The organism is Promicromonospora sp. MS192, from assembly GCF_049532985.1.
Classification (GTDB): domain Bacteria; phylum Actinomycetota; class Actinomycetes; order Actinomycetales; family Cellulomonadaceae; genus Promicromonospora.
The window spans coordinates 429,931-449,842 of record NZ_CP186693.1 but is presented as its reverse complement, the minus strand read 5'-3'; the positions used below and the strand labels follow the sequence as shown (position 1 = coordinate 449,842).

Sequence of the window (19,912 nt, the reverse complement as noted above, 5' to 3'; positions counted from 1 at the left end):
CCCCGGGCAACTTTGCATGTGTCGTGCAGCACACCCGGAGCCCCCAGGCATGACCGCGTCCGAGACCTCGTCGGCCGAGGCAGCCACCGACACCAGGCTCGGCCTGCGCGGCGACCGCGGCCCGATCCTCGGCGCGCTGATGCTCGCCACGGCGCTGGTCGCGCTCGACGCCACGATCCTCGCCACGGCCTCGACCACCATCGCGCGCGAGCTGGGCGCGTTCGAGCAGGTGCCGTGGCTCTTCTCGGCCTACACGCTGGCCCAGGCCGTGACCGTGCCGGTGTACGGACGGCTGGCGGACGTGTTCGGCCGCAAGCGCGTGATCCTGGCCGGGATCGCCCTGTTCGTGCTCGGCTCCGTGCTGTGCGCGGTGGCCTGGAGCATGCCGGCGCTGATCTGGTTCCGGGTGCTGCAGGGCCTGGGCGCGGGCGCCATCCTGCCGATGTCGATGACGATCACCGGCGACATCTACACGCTCGCCGAGCGCGCGAAGACGCAGGGCTACATGGCCAGCGTGTGGGCCGTCTCCTCCGTGCTCGGCCCCACCCTCGGCGGCGTGTTCAGCCAGTTCGTGAGCTGGCGCTGGATCTTCTGGGTCAACCTGCCGATCGGCGCGGCGGCCCTGCTGGCCCTCTGGCTCCGGTTCCACGAGAAGGAGCGCGACGGCGCCCGCGAGCCCGTCGACTACGTGGGCGCGGTGCTGCTCACGGCGGGCAGCACGCTGCTCGTGCTCGGCCTGCTGGAGGGCGGTCACGCCTGGGGCTGGGCGTCGGCGCCGTCGATCGGCATCTTCGGCGCCGCGGTGGTGCTGCTGGCGGCGTTCGCCGTGTCGGCGCGGCGCACCGCGCACCCGATCTTCGACCTGCGGCTGCTGCGGCGCCGGGTCGTGGGCGCCTCGACGGCGGCGTCGCTGATGGTCGGCGTCATCACCCTCGGCCTGTCCACCTACGTGCCGATCTACGCGCAGGGGGTGCTCGGCGTCGGGCCGCTCGTGGCCGGGTTCGCGCTGGCCGCGCTCACGCTCGGCTGGCCCATCGCGGCCACGCTGTCGGGGCGGGTCTACCTGGCCATCGGGTTCCGCTGGACCAGCCTCATCGGGTCCGTCGTGGTGCTGACGGGTGCGCTGCTGACCCTGGTGCTCGACGCGGGCTCCGCCGTCTGGCAGATCTCGGTGGCCGTGTTCGTGATCGGCCTGGGCATGGGCCTGGTGGCGGTGCCCACGCTGCTCGCCGCCCAGCACAGCGTGGGCTGGGGCGAGCGCGGCGCGGTGACGGCGACCAACATGTTCGCGCGGTCGATCGGCCAGGCCGTCGGCGTCGCGGCGCTCGGCGCGGTGGTCAACGCCCTGACGGTGGTGGGCCCGGACGGCACGCCCGAGGGCGCGGGCCTGGCCAGCGCGATGCACCTGGTGTTCTGGTGCGTGGTGGGCTGCGCGGCGCTGATGATCGGCACGGTGCTGCTGCTCCCCCGCGACCGCCCGGCGCCGGCCTGAACCCGGGCGGCTACGCGCTCTCGCGGAGGGTGCGGCGCTCGGCCTCGATCGCCAGGAGCTCGGCGAACGCCGCCTGGTAGGCCTCCGTGTCCGACGGGTCCAGCCGCTGCAGGCGGCTGCGCGCGTCGGCCACGCGCCGCATCAGACCCATGTCCACCACCCGGCGCACGACGCCCTCGACGAAGGCCGCGATGGCCGTCTCCCGGTCCTCCGGGAGCGAGGCCACGGAGAGCTGCGTGACCAGGCCCGCGACGGTCTCGGAGGCCTGGTCCAGCACGGCCGCGACCCACTGCGCGGCCGACGTGTCCCGCCCGGCGGCGACACCCCCGGCCGCCCGGATCGCCGTGTGCACCGCGCGCCACGCGGGAACCGCGAAAGCGTCCTCGCCCAGGTCGTCGAACGACGGCGGCACGTGCTGCGGGTACTGCAGCACCGCCACCAGCGCGAGCCGCTCGTCACGGGCCACGGGGTCGCGCGGGTCGGGTGCGGGCACCTGGGGCACGCCGCCCGACGCGGGCCGGCGGTCGCCGTCCGCCCCCGGTCCGGCAGGGCCGCCGGACGACGGCGCGGTGGCCGGCGCGTCCCGCAGGGACGGTGTGCTCGCCGCACGCTGGATCTCCCGGACCACGGCGCGCTCGTCGGTGCCGATCCAGCCCGCCAGCAGGCGCGCGTACTCGGGACGCAGCGCGGTGTCCCGGATGCCCGCGATGATCGGGGCGGCGGCACGGAGCGCGCCGACCCGGCCCTCGGCGGTGTCGAGGTCGAACTCGTCGAGCTTGCTGCGCACCACGAACTGGAAGAGCGGCACCCGCCCGTCCACGAGGGCGCGCACCGCCTCGGGGCCGTTCGCCATGCGCAGGTCGCACGGGTCCATGCCGCTGGGCTCGACGGCCACGAACGTCTGCGCGAAGAACCGCTGGTCCTCGCCGAAGGCGCGCACGGCGGCCTTCTGCCCGGCCGCGTCGCCGTCGAAGGTGAAGATGATCTCGCCGCCGAGCGAGGCACCGGACTTGAGCTGGAGCCCGCCGCCCGCGGTCGTGTCGCCCAGCAGACGCCGCACGACCTTGGCGTGGTCGGCGCCGAACGCCGTACCGCACGTCGCCACCGCGGTCGTGACACCGGACAGGTGCGCCGCCATCACGTCCGTGTACCCCTCGACCACCACGACGCGCTTGCCGCGGGCGATCTCGCGCTTGGCGAGGTCGATGCCGTACAGCACGTGCGACTTCTTGTAGAGGCTGGTCTCCGGGGTGTTGAGGTACTTGGGGCCCTGGTCGTCCTCGAACAGGCGCCGGGCACCGAACCCGATCACCGCGCCCGTCACGTCGCGGATGGGCCACATGACCCGGCCGCGGAACCGGTCGTAGATGCCGCGCTGGCCCTGCGACATCAGCCCGCTCGCCACGAGCTCGGCCTGCGTGAAGCCCCGGCCCTGGAGGTGGCGCTGGAGCGCGTCCCAGCCCTTGGGGGCGAACCCGACGCCGAACCGCTCGGCGTCGGACCGGTCGAAGCTGCGCTCGGCCAGGAACGCACGGGCCGCGGCCGCGTCGGGGCCCATGAGCTGCTCGGCGTAGAACTCGGCCGCCACGCGGTGGGCCTCCAGCAGGCGCTGCCGCTTGCCGGGCTCCTCGCGCGGACGGGCGGAGCCGCCCTCCTCGTACCGGAGCTGCACGCCGGTCTTGCCCGCGAGGTACTCGATGGCCTCGGTGAAGCTCAGCCCGTCCATCTTCATGACGAACTCGATGACGTCGCCGCCCTCACCGCACCCGAAGCAGTGGTACCGCCCGACGCTGGGGCGCACGTTGAAGCTGGGGCTGCGCTCGTCGTGGAAGGGGCACAGACCCACCAGCGCGCCGACCCCGGCGGGCTTGAGGGTCACGTGCGCCGAGACGATCTCGTCGATCCGCGCGCGCTCACGGACCAGGTCCACGTCCTCACGTCTGATCAGCCCGGCCACGCTCCGAAGTCTATGCTCGCGCGGCGGGGCCCGAGGCCGCCGTCCACACCTCCGGCTCAGCGGCGGGTGCCGGCGCTCAGGCGGGGGCCACGAGCCGCCCGTGCAGCGCCAGCGCCGACAGGTCCGTCAGCGACGCCACCTGGTCGACCACCACGCGCAGGCGCGCCGCGTCGTCGGACGCGGCGCGCCAGTCGGCGGCGAACGGCGCCTCCAGGTCGAGGGGCGCACGGTCGGCCAGGACGTGGACGAGGTCCGCGAGGATCTCACGCTCCCGCAGGTAGCGCGGCTCCTGCCCGCGCGGGGCCATCACGTAGGCCACGGCGATGCCCTTGAGCGCGAGGATCTCGTGCTCGGTCTCGTCGGGCACCACGAGCCGGGCCGCGTAGCGCGTGAGGGCGCCGTCGCCGTACTCGGCGCGGGTCGCGTCGATCGCCGCGCCGATGAACCGGCCGATGAGCTGGCTCGTCATGTCCTTGAGCGAGGCCAGGGAACGGCGCGACCCGTCGAAGGCCCGCACCAGGTGCCCCTCGCCGCGCAGGTACTCCTGCAGCCGCCCGATCGCGGCGTCGACGGCGTCGGCCCGGTACCACTCGCCGTACCAGGACCGCACGTACTCGGCCACGCGCGCCCGCTCCTCGGCGTCGGCCATGAGGTCCAGGTCGATGCGGCCGGCCACGACGCCGTCCTCGACGTCGTGCACCGAGTAGCTGATGTCGTCGGCGAGGTCCATGACCTGCGCCTCCAGGCACTTCACGCCGTCGGGCGCATCCTTGCGGAGCCAGGTGAAGACGGGCAGGTCGTCGGGGTAGACGCCGAACTTGCGGCTCGCGGTCCCGTCGGGCCGCGCGGGGCCGGCCCCGTAGGCCCACGGGTACTTGACGCTCGCGTCGAGGCTCGCGCGGGTGAGGTTGAGGCCGGCGGGGGTGCCGTCGTCGGCGAGGACCTTGGGCTCCAGCCGGGTCAGGAGGCGCAGGGTCTGCGCGTTGCCCTCGAAGCCGCCGATCGGCTCGGCGATCTCCGCGAGCGCCGTCTCGCCGTTGTGCCCGAAGGGCGGGTGCCCCAGGTCGTGGGTGAGGCAGGCGGTGTCCACGACGTCGGGGTCGCAGCCCAGGGAGCGGCCCATGCCGCGGCCCACCTGGGCCACCTCGAGGGAGTGGGTCAGGCGGGTGCGTACGAAGTCGTCGTGCCCCGCGCCCAGGACCTGGGTCTTGGCGCCGAGGCGCCGCAGCGCGGAGGAGTGCACCACGCGCCCGCGGTCACGCTCGAACGGGGTCCGGGCCTGCGACTTGGGCGGTTCTGTCACCCAGCGCTCGACGTCCTGCGCGCTGTACGACGGCGGGATGCTCTTCCCAGCGGGTTGCTCCACGCCGCCACTCTAGTCCGGCTACTTGTTGTTGCTGTACCAGCTCAGTCCGCCGGGCAGGTTGATCGAGTGCTTCTTGGTCTTCGAGTTCCAGGTCCAGGGACCGATCTTGAAGCTCATGGACGACAGGCCCCGCTGGGTGATGTTGAACTTGAGCGGGCCGAGCGACAGCCGCTTGCGATACCGGATTCCCATGATCCTGACTTTCCTCCTCGGGTCGGGGCAAAGCGTACCGAACTGCGCTAGCCCGGCAAAACGAATGTTCGCCCCTCAGAGCCAGCCGTTCTCCCGCGCGATCCGGACGGCCTCGGCGCGGGTGCGCGCCCCGGTCTTGCCGATCGAGGACGACAGGTAGTTGCGCACGGTGCCCTCGGACAGGTGCGCCTCCGCGGCGATCCCCGCGACGGTGCCGCCGTCGGCCGCGAGCGCCAGCACGTGCGCCTCCCGGTCCGTGAGCGGGCTGGCACCGACGGTCAGCGAGGCGACGGCCAGGTCCGGGTCCACCACGCGCAGGCCCGAGTGCACCCGGCGCACGGCGTCGGCGAGCAGCTCGGCGGGCGTGTCCTTGACGACGAACCCGCTCGCACCGGCGCCGAGCGCCCGGCGCAGGTAACCCGGGCGACCGAACGTGGTGACGATGAGCGAGCGGCAGCCCGGCACCTGCTCCCGGAGGGCGGCGGCCACCGCGACGCCGTCCAGGCCCGGCATCTCGACGTCGAGCAGCGCGACGTCGACGGCGTGCTCGCGGACGGCCCCGACCACCTCGTCGCCGCGTCCCACCTGCGCCACGACCCGCAGGTCGGGTTCGAGGTCGAGCAGGGCGGCGACGGCGCCGCGCACGAGGGCCTGGTCGTCGGCGAGGAGGAGGCGGATCATGCCGGACGTGGGCCGGGTCAGACCGAGGGCCAGATCGATGGTCGTGGTCTTGCCCGCGCCGTTCGGCCCGAGGAACGCGACGACCTCGCCGCGCTCGACCCGCAGGTCGAGGCCGTCCACGGCCCGGACGGTGCCGCCGCGGCCATGGAACTCCTTGACGAGGCCGCGGACGTCGAGCGCCGGCGTGCTCCCGTGCTGTCTCGGTGCTGGTGTCTGTGTCATGCCTCCAGGCTGGTCCCGCCCGGGGCGCGGCACGCAGGCCGTGCGTCACCGGCCGGACATGACATCCGTCATGGGGGGCCGGGAACCTCCACCGCGCAGACGGGTTGCGCTGAGTAGACGTTGTCTACACAGCGCAACCCGTGCCCGCGGGGCACCTTCCCGGGCACGCGCTCGGCGTGCGGCAGCCGGGTCGGCGCGAGGCGGCCCGACGCGATCAGCCCTTGACCGAGCCTGCCGTCAGCCCGCCCACGATGTACTTCTGGAGAAAGAGGAACAGCGCGAGCACCGGCACGGCCGAGACGACCGCGCCCGCCGTGAACAGCCCCCAGTTGGCGTCCTGGAGCGACGAGACCCAGCCGTAGAGCCCCACGGCCAGGGTCCAGCTCTCCTCCGACTGCAGCAGCACCCGGGCGATGATGAACTCCCCGAAGGTGCTGATGAAGCTCAGCAGCCCCACCACGGCGAGGATCGGGGCGGTCAGGCGCAGCACGATGGTCCAGTAGATCTGGGCGTGCGTGGCGCCGTCGATCTTCGCGGCCTCGTCGATCTCGCGCGGCACGGTGTTGAAGAACCCGTACATGAGGAACGTGTTGACCCCCAGCGCCCCGCCCAGGTACACGCAGATCAGCGAGAGCTTGGAGTCCAGGCCGAGGCCGGGCACCACGTTCCCGAGCGAGATGAGCAGCAGGAAGATCGCCACGAACGCGAGCATCTGCGGGAACATCTGGATCACGAGCAGGGCCGTGAGCCCCACGCGGCGGCCGCTGAACCGGAAGCGCGAGAAGGCGTACGCGGCGGCGGCCCCCATGAGCACCGTCCCGGCACCCGTCGCGACCGCCACCACCAGGGTGTTGGCCATCCAGGTCCAGAACCGCGTGCCCGCCAGGGCCGCGTAGTTGGCACCCGACACCGACACGAACAGGTCGTTCGAACCGGTGAGCGTGCCGCCGTCGGCCAGGGAGGCCGAGACCACGTAGACCAGGGGGAAGCCGGCGTACAGGACGGCCAGCACGCCGACCACGTGCCGCCAGCCGATCTCGGAGAACCAGCGCCGCGCCGTCGGACGCCGGGTCAGCGGCTGCCGTGCCGTGGCCGCCGGGCGGGCCGGGGGAATCGTCGTGCTCATCAGGCGATGTCCTCCAGGGATCGGGTGCGCCGGAACGCGAGGGCGGAGATGGTCGCGACCACCACGAAGATGACGATCGACAGGGCGCTGGCCAGGCCGTAGTCCTTGGCCGCCGTGCCGTCGAGGCCGGAGACGGAGTAGACCATCGAGATGAGGATGTCGGTGTGCCCCAGCGGCACCGAGGCGTCGTCGAACCGCGGGCCGCCGCCCGTGAGCATGTAGATCAGCGTGAAGTTGTTGAAGTTGAACGCGAACGACGAGATGAGCAGGGGCGCCGTCGCGACCAGCAGCAGCGGCAGCGTGATGGACCGCCACGTGCGCCAGCGGCCGGCTCCGTCGATCTTCGCGGCCTCCAGCACGTCGGTCGGCAGGGACTGCAGGGCGCCCGTGCAGATGAGGAACATGTACGGGAAGCCCAGCCACAGGTTGACGCCCAGCACCGCCAGCTTGGCCAGCACCGGGTCCGTGAGCCACCCGATCGTCGCCCCGCCGAGCAGCACCTCGTTGACGAACCCGTAGGACCGGTTGAGCAGGCCCGACCACAGCAGCGCCGCGAGGAATCCCGGGATCGCGTACGGCAGGATCACCAGCGTCCGGTAGATCCGGCGGCCGCGCAGGCGCGCGTCGTTGAAGGCGATCGCCAGGAACAGGCCCAGCAGGAACGTGGACGCGACGGACAGCACGGCGAACGCGAAGGTCCACAACAGGATCTTGCCGAACGGACCGGCGTACCGGTCGTCGCCGAACGCGGTGACGAAGTTGTCGAAGCCCACCAGGACGCGCCAGCCCACGGGGAGAGTGCTGCCGTCGGCGGCCTCGAACTGGCCGTCGTCGTTGGGCGCGTACGTCACCCCGGTGGTCGTGTCGGTCATCGTGTCGGACGCCGCGTCGTAGGTCAGCGTGGACGTGAAGACGTACCCGGTGCGGGCGTCCTGCGTGCGGACCGAGCCGTCGTTCGGGTCGTCCGAGACGGGCACGCGCAGCGCGGTGACCTCCTGCTGCCGCTCCAGCACGGCGGTGTACTCCAGCACGTCGTACCCGGGCAGCGCGGTGACCCGGCCCGCCTCGACGGTCGCGCCGTCCACGACCTCGAGGGGCCGGTCGGCCGTGCCGGCCTCCACCACGCCGTCCGGCGAGACGACGGCGAAGCCGAGCGTGTCGCCGTCGGCCACGACGGTCAGGGGCGAGGAGGGCGAACCCTCCACGCGGCGCTCGTTCTGCACCAGGAGGGCCTCGATCGCCTGCTCCTTGGTGGAGTTGTGCCCGTCGCCGTAGTTAGTGAACGCGACGTAGCCCGTGTACGCCACCACGTACACCTGGTAGACGAGCAGGAACGCGAGGCCCGGCAGGATGTACTTCAGCGGCAGCGCGCGCTTGGAGAAGTAGGCCCAGTTGGCCACCAGCAGCAGCGCCACCATGGCGGCCAGGACGCCCCAGGACCCGGCGCCCCACGCGGCCAGCACCGCGTAGACGCCGAGGGCGTCGACCAGGGCGATCAGGACGAGCTTGACGAGGAACCCGGGGCTCCAGCCGGTCCGGCCGGAGCCCCGGGTCACGGGTGAGTACATCAACCGATCTCGCCCTGGATGTCGGCGACCATCTTGTCCCAGGCCTTGGCCGGGTCGGACTTGCCGGAGACGATCGCGGCCTCGGTCACGCCCCAGTACGCCCACACGGCACCCATCTCGGGCAGCGACGGCATCGGGACGGCGTCGGCGCCGACCTCGCGGAAGCCCGCGGTGATCGGGTCCTCGGAGGCGGTGTCGGCAGCCTCGATGAGGGCCGGCGGACGGTCGCCCGCCTCGTACAGCGCGAGCTGCGCCTCGGGGGTGGCCATGTAGTTGACCAGGAAGTCGTTCGCGAGCAGGGCGTTCTCGCTCTGCGCGCTCACGTAGAAGCCGGCCACGCCCACGAACGGCCTCGCAGGCTCGCCGCCGGCGCTGGGGATCGGGTCGATCGCCAGGTCGAGGTCGCCGAACGACTCCAGCATCCACGGGCCGCCCACGATGAAGGGCGACTCGCCCTTGGCGAAGGCCGCCAGCGCGATGTCGTACGTGACGTCGGTGCTCAGGTTGCCGGCCTCGCCCTGCTCCGCGAGCCACTCGGCGAACGCCGTGCCGCCCTCGCCGCCGAGCGCGAGCTCGGGCTTGTACGAACCGTCCTCGTTCTGCTCGAAGACCGGGGCGCCGAACGACGTCTGCAGCGGGTAGAAGGTGTAGGGGTCACCCTCGGTGGAGGTCTGGATCAGCAGCGGGTACTTCGTCCCGGCGTCCTTGCCGGCCGCGATCGCGTCGTCCCAGGTGGCCGGGGCCTCGGGGGCGAGCTCCGTGTTGCGGATCAGCGCGATGTTCTCCACCGCGTAGGGCAGGCCGTAGACCTGGCCGTCCTGCGTGAACGCCGAGACGGAGACGGGCTCGAAGGCGTCGGCCGTGTCGCCTAGCTCGATCGGGGCCACGACGCCGTTGGTCGTGAGCTCGCCCAGCCAGTCGTGCGCGCCGACCGTGATGTCCGGGCCCTTGCCCGTGGGGACCTGCGCCAGGAAGTCGGGGCGGATGTCCTCGAAGTTCTTCAGGACCACCTCGACCTTCGCGCCCGTGGCCTCCTCGAATCCGGCGGCCGCGTCCTCGACGGCGGCCTGGCGGGTCTCGTCGACCCAGACGGTGAGGGTCGCGCCCGCCCCGTCCGGTGCGGTCGACTCCTCGGCCGCTGGTTCGTCCGCGCCGCCCGAGCAGGCGGCCAGCGCCAGCGTCGCGGTCAGCGCGGCGGCGGTCAGGATGCTCCGTCGCATCGTCACTCCTGATGGTTCGCGGCCCGTGGCGGGCCTGGTGTGGGGTGCTCGAACCGTACGGGGCGGAGCGGCAACCTTGCAAGCCGTTGCGATAAAGTTTCAGCATCGCTTGCAGACGTCACCCGGGACGAGGAGGTCACATGTCACCTAGGCTGCCAGGCGTGCGCACCCGACTGACCGACCTCGCCGAGCAGGCAGGGGTCTCCACCGCGACCGTGTCGCGCGTGCTCAACGGCAAGCCCGGCGTGGCCGGCGAGACGCGCCAGGCGGTCCTCGCCGCCCTCGACGTGCTCGGCTACGAGCGCCCCTCCGCGCTGCGTGCCCGCCCCGCCGGCCTCATCGGCCTGGTGGTGCCCGAGCTGTCCAACCCGGTGTTCCCCGCGTTCGCGCAGGCCATCGAGTCGCAGCTCGCCTCGCGCGGGTACACGCCGCTGCTGTGCACGCAGTCCCCGGGCGGCACCACCGAGGACGAGTACGTCGAGACGCTGATCGACCACGCGGTGGACGGCATCGTCTTCGTCTCGGGCAAGCACGCCGACACCCGCGCCTCGACCGAGCGCTACCAGCGCCTGCGCGGCCGCGGGCTGCCGATCGTGCTGATCAACGGGTACGCCGAGGGCATCGACGCCCCGTTCGTGTCGCCGGATGACAGCGCGAGCATCGAGCTGTCCGTGCGGCACCTGGTGGCCCTCGGGCACCGTCGCATCGGCATGGCGATCGGCCCCGACCGGTTCGTGCCCGCCAAGCGCAAGATCGAGGCGTTCGTGGCCCAGCTCCTGCGGCACGGCCTGGCGGCCACCCAGGAGGAGGCGCGCGAGCACGTCAGCCTCACCCTGTACACCCTGGAGGGCGGCCAGGCCGCTGCCGGCGAGCTGTTCGACTCCGGCCACACCGCCGTCGTCTGCGGTTCGGACCTCATGGCGCTCGGCGCGGTGCGCGCGGCGCACGCCCGCGGCCTGTCGGTGCCCGACGACGTGAGCGTCGTGGGCTACGACGACTCCCCGCTGGTCGCGTTCACCGACCCTCCGCTGACCACGGTGCGGCAGCCCGTGGCCGACATGGCGCACGCGGCCGTGAGCGCCCTGCTCACCGAGATCCACGGCGAGCGGGCGCCCCGTTCGGAGCTGCTGTTCACCCCGGAGCTCGTGGTGCGCGGCTCGACGGGCGCGGCGCCGCACGCCTGAGCCTCCCAGAGACGGGTGCACCGCTCGGCGGTGCGCCCGTCGGCACGTGCGGGCGGAATCCTCCCGTACGCTTGCTGCAAGCGTTACACCGATAATCCCCCCGACCCGCGAGGACGCGACACGTGACACGTACTGCCCCGCTCACCACCGACGACCTCACCGCATCCGCCCCCGTCCACTCCCCCGCCGTCGGCGCCGAGTGGTGGCGCGACGCGGTGATCTACCAGGTCTACCCGCGCTCGTTCGCGGACGGGAACGGCGACGGGATCGGCGACCTCCCCGGCGTCACCGCCAAGCTGGACCACCTGAAGCAGCTCGGGGTGGACGCCGTCTGGCTCAGCCCGTTCTACCGCTCCCCGCAGAAGGACGCCGGGTACGACGTCGCCGACTACCGCGACATCGACCCGCTGTTCGGCACGCTGGCGGACTTCGACGAGATGCTGGCCGGCGCCCACGAGCGCGGGCTGAAGATCATCGTCGACCTGGTGCCCAACCACTCCTCCGACCAGCACGTCTGGTTCCAGGAGGCGCTGGCGGCGGCCCCGGGCTCGGCGGAGCGCGAGCGCTACATGTTCCGTGACGGGCGCGGACCGGCCGGCGAGGAGCCGCCGAACAACTGGCAGTCCATCTTCGGCGGCCCGGCCTGGACGCGGCTGGCCCCGCGCGAGGACGACGGCGAGCGCGGCCCGCAGTGGTACCTGCACCTGTTCGACTCCACGCAGCCCGACCTGAACTGGGAGAACCCCGAGGTCCGCGCCGAGTTCGAGGACGTGCTCCGGTTCTGGCTCGACCGCGGCGTGGACGGTTTCCGCGTGGACGTGGCGCACGGCATGGTCAAGGCGCCCGGCCTGCCCGACTGGGACGGCAAGGCCGCCATGGTCGAGGGCACCGTCGAGGGCCCGACCGATCCCGCCGCACCCGAGGACGGCTCCACGGGCGCCGGCAATAACGGCCCCATGTTCGACCAGGACGGCGTGCACGACATCTACCGCGCCTGGCACCGGGTGCTGGCCGAGTACGACGGCGACCGCTGCCTGGTCGCCGAGGCCTGGGTGGAGCCGCTGAGCCGCCTGGCCCGGTACGTCCGGTCCGACGAGATGCACCAGGCGTTCAACTTCTCGTTCCTCACCACGCCCTGGGACGCGGCGACGATGCGCACCGTCGTCAACGCGTCGCTGCGGACCATGGAGTCCGTCGGCGCTCCCACCACCTGGGTGCTGTCCAACCACGACGTGGTGCGGCACACGTCGCGCTTCGGCCTGGCGGAGATCGGCGGCCGCCAGCTCAACGGCATCGGCGCGAACGACCCGCAGCCCGACGCGGAGCTCGGCCTGCGCCGCGCCCGCGCCGCGACGCTGCTGATGCTCGGCCTGCCGGGGTCGGCGTACCTCTACCAGGGCGAGGAGCTGGGCCTGCCGGACCACACCGCCCTGCCCGACGAGGTGCGCCAGGACCCGTCGTTCTTCCGCACCGGCGGCGCGGAGCCCGGTCGCGACGGCTGCCGCGTGCCGCTGCCGTGGGTCGGTGGCGCGCCGGGCAACGGGTTCGGCCCCACCGGGAAGACCTGGCTGCCGCAGCCCGACGTCTACGCCGACCTGGCCGCCGACCGTCAGTACGGCGTGGCTGGCTCGACGTACGAGCTGTACCGCACGGCCCTGGGCCTGCGCCGCGCGGAGAAGCTCGGCACGAGCACGCTGGCCTGGGTGGACGCGCTGTCCGCGGACGCCGACGTGGTGGCCTTCCAGGTGGCCGGCGTGGTCGTCCTGGCCAACCTGGCGACGACGGCGCTGACGCTCCCGGCCGATGCCGAGGTGCTGGTCGCCTCGGGTGACCTGGTGGACGGCGTGCTGCCCGGCAACACCACGGTCTGGCTGCGCGCCTGACCGACGCCGGCGCTCAGGACGCTGGGTCGCGGATGATGGGGCAGGTCATGCAGTGGCCCCCGCCCCGGCCGCGACCCAGCTCCGCGCCGTTGATCTCGATCACCTCGATGCCGGCCTTGCGCAGCAGGTCGTTCGTCGTCGTGTTCCGGTCATAGGTGAACACCACGCCCGGTTCCACGGCGACGGCGTTGTTGCCGCTGTCCCACTGCTGCCGCTCCGACTCGTAGACGTCGCCGCCGGTCTCGATGACCTGGAGCGCGCCCAGCCCGGTCTCCCGGGCCACGACCTCCAGGAACGTGGAGCCCGCCTCGTCGGTCACCGACAGGGCGCCGCCGTCGCCCGGGCGCAGCACGAACGGGTGGATGTCGGCCACGATGCGCGGGTAGACGGTCACGGTGTCGACGTCGGCGAACGTCATGACCGTGTCCAGGTGCATGGCCGAGCGCAGCCGGGGCATGCCCGCCACGACCACCCGCTCGGCCGCACCTGCCTCGAACAGTGCGGCCGCGACCTGCGTGATCGCCTGGCGCGAGGTGCGCTCGCTCATGCCCACCAGCACGGTGCCGTTGCCCACCGGCATCACGTCGCCGCCCTCGAGCGTGGCCCGCTGGTGGTCCGTCTCCGGGTCGCCCCACCAGATCGTCGACCCGACGAAGTCGGGGTGGAACGCGTAGACGGCCTTCATGAGCAGCGTCTCGTCGTGCCGCGCGGGCCAGTACAGCGGGTTGAGCGTCACGCCGCCGTAGAGCCAGCAGGTCGTGTCGCGGGTGAACAGCGTGTTCGGCACGGGGGCGATCAGGTACTCCCGCGCGTCGGCGGTGTACTCGGCCAGCGAGCGGTACGCCGCCGGCAGGTCGGGCACGTCGTCGGTGGCCAGGCCCCCGATCAGGTGCTCGGCGAGCTGCTCGGGGGTGAGCGACTCCAGGAACGCCCGGGTCGGCTCCACGAGGCCGGGACCGACGATGCCCGGGACGATCCGGCGGTCGAGGATCCAGTCGCGGGCCCCGGGCACGCGCACGGTCGCGGCGAGCACCTCGTGCAGCTCCACGACCTCGACGTCGCGGGCCCGCAGGTCGGCGACGAACGCGGCGTGGTGCTCGATCGCGCGGTCCACCCAGAGCACGTCGTCGAAGAGCAGGTCGTCCGAGTTCGTGGGGGTCAGGCGCCGGTGGGCGAGCCCCGGCCGGCACACGAGCACCTTGCGCAGGCGCCCGACCTCGGAGTGCACCCCGTAGGCCGCCGACGGCAGAGTCTCGTTCGTCATGATGTCCCTTTCCGCTGGTCCGCCGGGTCCGCTCGGCCCGCTGGTCAGATCGAGATGGCCCCCGTGGCCAGGGCGACGACGCCGGTCACCGCCCCGAGGACCGACACGACGAAGATCGCCAGCTCGCCCCGGCTGAACACCCGCCGCCCCTGCTCGCGCCGGGTCATCGCGAACAGCACCGTCGCCGGCGCGTAGACCACGAACGACAGCAGCACGAACGTGAGCCCCGCCGCGAACAGCAGGAACGCCGTGTACAGCACCGCGAGGGCCGCCACCACGAGGTCCCGGGTGGTGTGCTGCCCGGCGGCGGGCCCGCCGCGCCCGGCGGCCAGCTTGAGGGCGTAGCCGGCGGCGAGCAGGAACGGGATGAGCGACAGCGCGCTGGTCAGGTCCAGCGCGAACGTGAACGCGTCGTCGGACACCAGGGTGATCACGAGCATCACCTGGATCAGGAGCGTCGTCAGCAGCAGGGCGGACCGCGGCACGTCGTTCGCGTCCGACCGGGCGAGGAAGCGCGGCATGTCGCCGTCCTTGGCCGCGACGTACAGCACCTCGGAGGCCATCAGGGTCCAGGCCAGGTAGGCGCCCAGGACCGAGACGATGAGCCCCACGCTCACGAACGCCGCGCCCCAGCCGCCGACCGCCGCCTCCAGGACCCCGGCCATCGAGGGCTGCCGCAGCTCGGCGATCTCCTGCATCGGCAGGATGCCGTAGGACACGATCGTCACGGACGCGAAGATCGCCAGCACCATGAGGAAGCCGAGCACGGTGGCACGGCCGACGTCCTCCCGGCGGCGCGCGTGGCGCGAGTACACGCTCGCGCCCTCCACGCCGAGGAAGACGAAGACCGTGGCCAGCATCGTGCCGCGCACCTGGTCGAACAGCGGGCCGGTGACGCCGTAGCCCTCGAAGTTCTCGGCCAGCACCTGCGGGTCCAGCAGGAAGACCGCGATGAGCACGAACGTGATGATCGGCAGCACCTTGGCGACGGTGACGATGCGGTTGATCGCCGTCGCCTCCTTCACGCCGCGGCGCACCAGCAGGTAGAACAGCCAGACGCACGCCGAGGACGCCACGAAGGCGACGACGGTGTCGCCCTCGCCGAGCACCGGCACGACGGCGCCCACCGTGGACATGATGAGGATCCAGTAGGTGACGTTGCCGACGCAGGCGCTCGCCCAGTACCCGAACCCCGAGAAGAAGCCGAGGTACTCGCCGAAGCCCGCCTTGGCGTAGGCGTAGACGCCCGAGTCGAGGTCGGGCTTGCGCACGGCGAGCCGCTGGAAGACGAAGGCGAGCATGAGCATGCCCGTCCCGGCGACCGCCCAGGAGATCAGGGCGCCGAGCACGCCGGTCTCGCCCGCGAACCGGCTCGGGAGCGAGAACACCCCGGCGCCCACCATCGAGCCCACCACCATGGCGGTGAGCGTGGCGACGCTGATCTTGGCGGTGACCTGCTGGGTCGAACGGTCGGACTGCGTCATCACGAGCCCCCGAGGTCGAGCGCGGTCCGGTGTCCCGGCTTCCTGTGCCCGGTCGCCTCGCGCCCCTCGATGCTCCGGCACGTCCATTGATGCACGGCCCCGGGACGGCGGCAAACGATGGCTGGACGAACCGGCCGCCACGGCGGTCCGGTTCGTGAGAGCCACCACAACCGCGCCCGGCCCTCGGAGGCGATGGGAGGATGGGTGCGTGACCTCTGCCCTCGACACCGCCATCCCGTCGCCCACGGCACCCGGCCAGGCGTCGGGCTCCCCCGTGCTCAAGCCGCTCCAGATCGGGCCGCTGACGGTGCGCACGCCGGTCGTGCTCGCGCCCATGGCCGGCGTGACCAACCGCGCGTTCCGCACGCTGTGCCGCGAGGCCGGTCGGTCCACGGGGTTCGACCCGGGCCTGTACGTCGCCGAGATGGTGACCAGCCGCGCGCTCGTGGAGCGCAACGTCGAGGCGCTGCGGATCGTCACGTTCGGCGAGGACGAGACGCCGCGCTCCGCCCAGGTCTACGGCGTGGACCCGGCCACCGTGGGCGCCGCCGTGCGGATCATCGCCGGCGAGGGTCGGGCGGACCACGTCGACCTCAACTTCGGCTGCCCCGTGCCCAAGGTGACCCGCAAGGGCGGCGGAGCCGCGCTGCCCTGGAAGCGGCAGCTCTTCACCGACATCGTCCGGGCGGCCGTCGAGGCCGCCGAGCCGCACGGCGTGCCCGTCACGGTCAAGATGCGCAAGGGCATCGACGACGACCACCTGACCTACCTCGAGGCCGGCCGGATCGCCGAGTCGCTCGGTGCCGCCGCCGTCGCGCTGCACGCCCGCACGGCCGCACAGCACTACTCGGGCCAGGCGGAGTGGGAGGCGATCGCCCGCCTCAAGGAGGCCGTGCGCACCGTCCCGGTGCTCGGCAACGGCGACATCTGGGCCGCCGAGGACGCCCTGCGCATGGTCGAGCAGACCGGCGCCGACGGCGTCGTGGTGGGCCGGGGCTGCCAGGGCCGCCCCTGGCTGTTCGCCGACCTCGCGGCCGCGTTCAACGGCTCCGACCTGCGGGTCCGGCCGGGCCTGCGCGAGGTCGCGGACACCATCTACCGGCACGGCACGCTCATGATCGAGTACTTCGACGGCGACGAGGGCAAGGGCATGCGCGACCTGCGCAAGCACATGGCGTGGTACCTCAAGGGCTACGCCGTGGGCGGGGAGAAGCGGCAGGCGCTCGCCCTGGTCAGCACCCTGGCCGAGCTGCGCGAGCGGCTCGACGCCCTCGACCTCGACGCCCCCTACCCCGGGGACGACGCCGAGGGTCCGCGCGGCCGCGCCGGCTCCCCCAAGACCCCGCACCTGCCCTACGGCTGGCTCGACTCCCGCGAGCTGTCCGAGGAGTTCGAGGCGAAGCTGCGCGAGGCCGAGCTGAGCGTCAGCGGCGGCTGACGGCGTCGGCCCCGTCCGGCCCCGGGGGCGGCACGCGCCCCATGATCGACGACGCCATGACGAGCCCCGGCTCGTCCCGGCCCGCCGCCGGCTCCCGGTCGCGCAGGAGCGCCGCGCCGTGCCGCTCCCAGACGAGGCCGGGCCGCCCGCACGCCGCCCGGTAGAGGGCGTCGAGATGGTCCGGGTGGCGCTCGGCGAGCAGCGCGAGCACCCACGACGGGGCGTCCGGGTCGGCGAGCACCTGGGCCAGCCGGCGCGGCTTCCACGGCGCGAGCGGCGGCGTGTGCACCTGGCGGAGCTGCCCGTACCAGTCGAGCAGGCGCAGGCCCCTGACCGGGTGGTGCGCCAGCGCGTACGCCGGGTCGTCCGGGTCGGCGGCATCGTCGGGCAGCCAGCGTTCGTCGCGGAGCGAGCCCAGCAGCGCGAACTCCTCCGAGGGTGCCCCGATCCGGTCCTGGAACCGCAGGTAGCAGTCCATGACGTGCGACGCGGTGCCCTCCACGAGCACGTCGCCGAACAGGTCCCGGAACGCCCGGTGGTGGTCGGCCACGAGCTCGCGGGCGCGCGCCAGCGTGCGCGGGTTGCGGTAGGCCGGGCAGGGCGTGGACGCGAGCAGCTCCACCACGCCGCCCACGACGTCGACGATGCTGTCCGGCGCGAAGATCGCCGGTGTGCCGGCGAAGATCCACGTGGCCCCGACGGGCAGCACGCGCCCTGACAGCGGGAGGCCCGGCAGGAGCGCCTCCGAACGGATCTCGGACCCGCCGGTGAAGACCCGGTAGTCCAGGTCGTCCTCCAGGTTGTGCAGCACGGCGTGCTCGTCCACCACGTCGGTCACGATGAAGTGGCCGAGCACCCCGCCGTCACGCCAGCGGTCCAGCAGCGCGAGCTCGACGGCGTCGAGCAGCAGGCCGGCGGGCGCGGTGCCGTCGTCCGGCTCTCCGTCGTCCCCGTCGTCCCCGTCGTCCCCGTCGTCCCCGTCGAGGATCCGGCGGACCAGGGAGCCGGACCCGTCACGCGGACCGGCGTACACCAGCATGTCGGTGGCGCACTGCCGGGTCACGGTGCCGTACCGGTCAAGGTCGACGTCGCCCACGGGCACCAGCGACTCCGCCTGGACGTACGCGGTCTGCCGGTCGACGGCGCCCCTGTTGGCGGGGCGCAGCACGTGCGCGACCAGGCGGTGCGCCAGCCGGGCCGCCCGCGCCCGGCGCTCGCGCAGGGTGAGCGGGTCGAGCGGGTCGAGCGGGTCGAGCGGGTCGAGCAGGTCGAGTGCGGGGCGCGGGGTGGCCGGTGCGGATCGGGTCGGTGGCGTCATGCAACCAGCATTCGACACGAAGACCCATCATGCTCGCCAAGCGTGATTACCTGTGGATAACCGGTCGGGCGGGTGTGGCCGTGCGGACGGCGGCAGTTCGGTTAAAGATTGACGTCGATCTCGACCGTGAAGAGCGCATAGGGCGCAAAGTAGACGAAGATCAGCGGTGGAGGACCCACGACCCCCACTCACCTGCTCTGACGAAAGGGACCCACCCACATGGCATCGGAGAAACGCCCCCGACGCGTTCCGGCGGTCATCGCCGACACGCGCAGGAACCCAGGCTTCGCCCTGGGTGCCTTCGGGCTCTCGGCCTGGGCCTACATCGGCATGTCGCACACCATCGCCGACTACGAGGGACCCCGGCTCGGCTACGCACTCGGCGTGGCCTACGAGGCCCTGGTCATCGGCCTCGCCTGGGAGGGCCGGCGACGGGCCGACCGGGCGCTCGAGATGGGCCAGCCGGTCTCCGGGCACGCGCGCTGGCTCGGCGGTGCGATCGTCGTCGGCATCCTGTCCGGCGCGCTCGCCGCGTGGCACGGCTGGCTGCTCGGCGAAGGCGTCTTCGCGATCTCCCGCGCGGTCGCCCCCGTCCTCGCGGCGGTCGCCGTGCACCTGTTCTTCCAGTCGGCGTCCAGCGCGCGGGCCCTCGACCGGCAGGCCGAGATCGCGAACGACCGGCAGACGGCCGTGCTCGACATGCTCGACGCCGTGCGCCTGGCGCAGATCGCTCCCCCCGAGGAGCGCGCGGCCCGCATCGCCGAGGTGAACGCCGCGGTGGGCCGGGTGCACCGCCACGTGCCGGCAGGCGTCACCGCCGAGGTGACCCGCCCGCACCTGGAGTCGGAACGCACCATCCGCGACGTGGTCCAGGAGGCCGCGGCGCTGGCCGGCGAGTGGATGCCGACCGCCGACGAGCGCGAGCGGCGCGAACGGCCGGCCGAGCAGCTGCTGCCGGAGCCGGTGCTGCCCGACTCCCTGCTGCTGGAGGCGCCCGAGCCGGAGGCGCGCGAGCTCGAGGCGGCCGAGCCGGACGCCCCGAGGCAGATCACCGCGGACGCTCCTGCGGCGAGCAGCCCGGCCCGCACCCCGGCCGAGGTCGCGCCGGCCGAGCCGGCGCCGGCGTCCCTGGCGCGCACCGAGACCGAGGAGACCGCCACGGCGGGGCCGATCGTCGCGGAGCGCGTGCGCCTGGAGGCCAAGTACGCGCCCGTGTCCCCGGAGCGGGCGCGGACGACCCCGGCGGAGGAGGAACCGGCCGCCGACCCGGACAAGCCGCTCACCACCGGGCAGATCAGCGAGATCCGCGTGCTGCGGTGGGCGCAGACCCTCAGCGTCGAAGAGGTGGCGGCGCGCGTCGGCGTCTCCGTCGCCGCGGTGAAGCGGTACGCACCGAGCACCGACCCGACCACCGAGACCGGCTCCCTGCTGACGGTGTCGGCCACCGCGTCCTGACCGGCGCGGGCACCGTGGGGGGACGGCCGGCCCGGCCGCACGTGTCGTGACGCGTGCGGCCG

Annotated in this window: 15 protein-coding genes; 5 read left to right on the top strand and 10 right to left on the bottom strand. The window is 73.0% G+C overall.

The genetic code is table 11. The features are described 5' to 3' along the window. The first annotated feature begins 49 nt into the window (after positions 1 to 49). Complete coding sequence (locus ACO229_RS01985; protein WP_423463556.1) at positions 50 to 1,492, top strand: MDR family MFS transporter; 1,443 nt, start codon at positions 50 to 52, stop codon at positions 1,490 to 1,492. A gap of 10 nt (positions 1,493 to 1,502) precedes the next feature. Here ACO229_RS01985 and dnaG read toward each other — a convergent pair whose 3' ends face one another. The 7 genes from dnaG to ACO229_RS01950 all read right to left on the bottom strand — a co-directional run bounded on the left by dnaG (position 1,503) and on the right by ACO229_RS01950 (position 9,824). Beyond that, entirely contained in the window at positions 1,503 to 3,449 is a 1,947-nt protein-coding gene (gene dnaG, locus ACO229_RS01980; RefSeq protein ID WP_397433858.1) for a DNA primase, read from the bottom strand. Positions 3,450 to 3,525: 76 nt separating this feature from the next. Continuing rightward, positions 3,526 to 4,815: a deoxyguanosinetriphosphate triphosphohydrolase gene (locus tag ACO229_RS01975; protein ID WP_397411010.1), complete on the bottom strand. Its 1,290-nt coding sequence runs from the start codon at positions 4,813 to 4,815 to the stop codon at positions 3,526 to 3,528. A gap of 18 nt (positions 4,816 to 4,833) precedes the next feature. Continuing rightward, the gene (locus tag ACO229_RS01970; protein ID WP_119143454.1) at positions 4,834 to 5,007 is read right to left on the bottom strand and encodes a DUF4236 domain-containing protein; all 174 of its coding nucleotides are present in this window, start codon (positions 5,005 to 5,007) and stop codon (positions 4,834 to 4,836) included. A 75-nt stretch (positions 5,008 to 5,082) separates the two neighbouring features. Beyond that, positions 5,083 to 5,910, bottom strand: coding sequence for a response regulator (locus tag ACO229_RS01965; RefSeq protein ID WP_423463555.1), 828 nt, complete (start codon positions 5,908 to 5,910; stop codon positions 5,083 to 5,085). A 214-nt stretch (positions 5,911 to 6,124) separates the two neighbouring features. Continuing rightward, complete coding sequence (locus ACO229_RS01960) at positions 6,125 to 7,036, bottom strand: sugar ABC transporter permease (RefSeq protein WP_423463554.1); 912 nt, start codon at positions 7,034 to 7,036, stop codon at positions 6,125 to 6,127. Beyond that, positions 7,036 to 8,604, bottom strand: coding sequence for an ABC transporter permease subunit (locus ACO229_RS01955; RefSeq protein ID WP_423463553.1), 1,569 nt, complete (start codon positions 8,602 to 8,604; stop codon positions 7,036 to 7,038). The genes ACO229_RS01960 and ACO229_RS01955 overlap by 1 nt, the downstream gene beginning before the upstream one ends. Then, positions 8,604 to 9,824 carry a sugar ABC transporter substrate-binding protein gene (locus ACO229_RS01950; RefSeq protein ID WP_423463552.1) on the bottom strand — a complete coding sequence of 407 codons (1,221 nt, stop codon included), beginning with the start codon at positions 9,822 to 9,824 and terminating at the stop codon, positions 8,604 to 8,606. The genes ACO229_RS01955 and ACO229_RS01950 overlap by 1 nt, the downstream gene beginning before the upstream one ends. 140 nt (positions 9,825 to 9,964) lie before the next feature. Between ACO229_RS01950 and ACO229_RS01945 the strand changes: the two genes are divergently transcribed. Both ACO229_RS01945 and ACO229_RS01940 read left to right on the top strand, forming a co-directional pair. Further along, positions 9,965 to 11,008: a LacI family DNA-binding transcriptional regulator gene (locus ACO229_RS01945; protein WP_397433868.1), complete on the top strand. Its 1,044-nt coding sequence runs from the start codon at positions 9,965 to 9,967 to the stop codon at positions 11,006 to 11,008. 122 nt (positions 11,009 to 11,130) lie between these two features. Beyond that, a complete protein-coding gene (locus ACO229_RS01940) occupies positions 11,131 to 12,891 on the top strand; it encodes a glycoside hydrolase family 13 protein (protein WP_397411028.1) in 1,761 nt (586 codons plus the stop codon). A 13-nt stretch (positions 12,892 to 12,904) separates the two neighbouring features. Here the strand turns inward: ACO229_RS01940 and ACO229_RS01935 are convergent, their stop codons facing one another. Both ACO229_RS01935 and ACO229_RS01930 read right to left on the bottom strand, forming a co-directional pair. Then, on the bottom strand, positions 12,905 to 14,155 hold the full coding sequence (locus ACO229_RS01935; RefSeq protein ID WP_423463551.1) for an arginine deiminase: 1,251 nt from the start codon (positions 14,153 to 14,155) through the stop codon (positions 12,905 to 12,907). A gap of 44 nt (positions 14,156 to 14,199) precedes the next feature. Then, positions 14,200 to 15,639 (bottom strand): basic amino acid/polyamine antiporter, encoded by a 1,440-nt coding sequence (locus tag ACO229_RS01930; RefSeq protein ID WP_423463550.1) that lies wholly within the window; start codon positions 15,637 to 15,639, stop codon positions 14,200 to 14,202. Positions 15,640 to 15,847: 208 nt separating this feature from the next. Here ACO229_RS01930 and dusB point away from each other — a divergent pair, with 208 nt between their 5' ends. Next, positions 15,848 to 17,077 (top strand): tRNA dihydrouridine synthase DusB, encoded by a 1,230-nt coding sequence (gene dusB / locus ACO229_RS01925; protein ID WP_423463549.1) that lies wholly within the window; start codon positions 15,848 to 15,850, stop codon positions 17,075 to 17,077. On the opposite strand, the gene ACO229_RS01920 is transcribed toward dusB, so the two are convergent. Beyond that, positions 17,064 to 18,395 (bottom strand): hypothetical protein, encoded by a 1,332-nt coding sequence (locus ACO229_RS01920; protein WP_423463548.1) that lies wholly within the window; start codon positions 18,393 to 18,395, stop codon positions 17,064 to 17,066. The genes dusB and ACO229_RS01920 overlap by 14 nt on opposite strands. Before the next feature lie 219 nt (positions 18,396 to 18,614). On the opposite strand from ACO229_RS01920, the gene ACO229_RS01915 reads away from it, so the two are divergent. Beyond that, positions 18,615 to 19,850 carry a hypothetical protein gene (locus ACO229_RS01915; protein ID WP_423463547.1) on the top strand — a complete coding sequence of 412 codons (1,236 nt, stop codon included), beginning with the start codon at positions 18,615 to 18,617 and terminating at the stop codon, positions 19,848 to 19,850. Positions 19,851 to 19,912 lie beyond the last annotated feature (62 nt).

Coding starts and splice junctions, on each gene's coding strand:
- ACO229_RS01950 (WP_423463552.1), bottom strand. CDS start 9,824: ATGCGACGGAGCATCCTGACCGCCGCCGCGCTGACCGCGACGCTGGCG.
- ACO229_RS01985 (WP_423463556.1), top strand. CDS start 50: ATGACCGCGTCCGAGACCTCGTCGGCCGAGGCAGCCACCGACACCAGG.
- ACO229_RS01955 (WP_423463553.1), bottom strand. CDS start 8,604: ATGTACTCACCCGTGACCCGGGGCTCCGGCCGGACCGGCTGGAGCCCC.
- ACO229_RS01945 (WP_397433868.1), top strand. CDS start 9,965: ATGTCACCTAGGCTGCCAGGCGTGCGCACCCGACTGACCGACCTCGCC.
- ACO229_RS01960 (WP_423463554.1), bottom strand. CDS start 7,036: ATGAGCACGACGATTCCCCCGGCCCGCCCGGCGGCCACGGCACGGCAG.
- ACO229_RS01970 (WP_119143454.1), bottom strand. CDS start 5,007: ATGGGAATCCGGTATCGCAAGCGGCTGTCGCTCGGCCCGCTCAAGTTC.
- ACO229_RS01930 (WP_423463550.1), bottom strand. CDS start 15,639: ATGACGCAGTCCGACCGTTCGACCCAGCAGGTCACCGCCAAGATCAGC.
- ACO229_RS01935 (WP_423463551.1), bottom strand. CDS start 14,155: ATGACGAACGAGACTCTGCCGTCGGCGGCCTACGGGGTGCACTCCGAG.
- ACO229_RS01920 (WP_423463548.1), bottom strand. CDS start 18,395: ATGACGCCACCGACCCGATCCGCACCGGCCACCCCGCGCCCCGCACTC.
- ACO229_RS01915 (WP_423463547.1), top strand. CDS start 18,615: ATGGCATCGGAGAAACGCCCCCGACGCGTTCCGGCGGTCATCGCCGAC.
- ACO229_RS01965 (WP_423463555.1), bottom strand. CDS start 5,910: ATGACACAGACACCAGCACCGAGACAGCACGGGAGCACGCCGGCGCTC.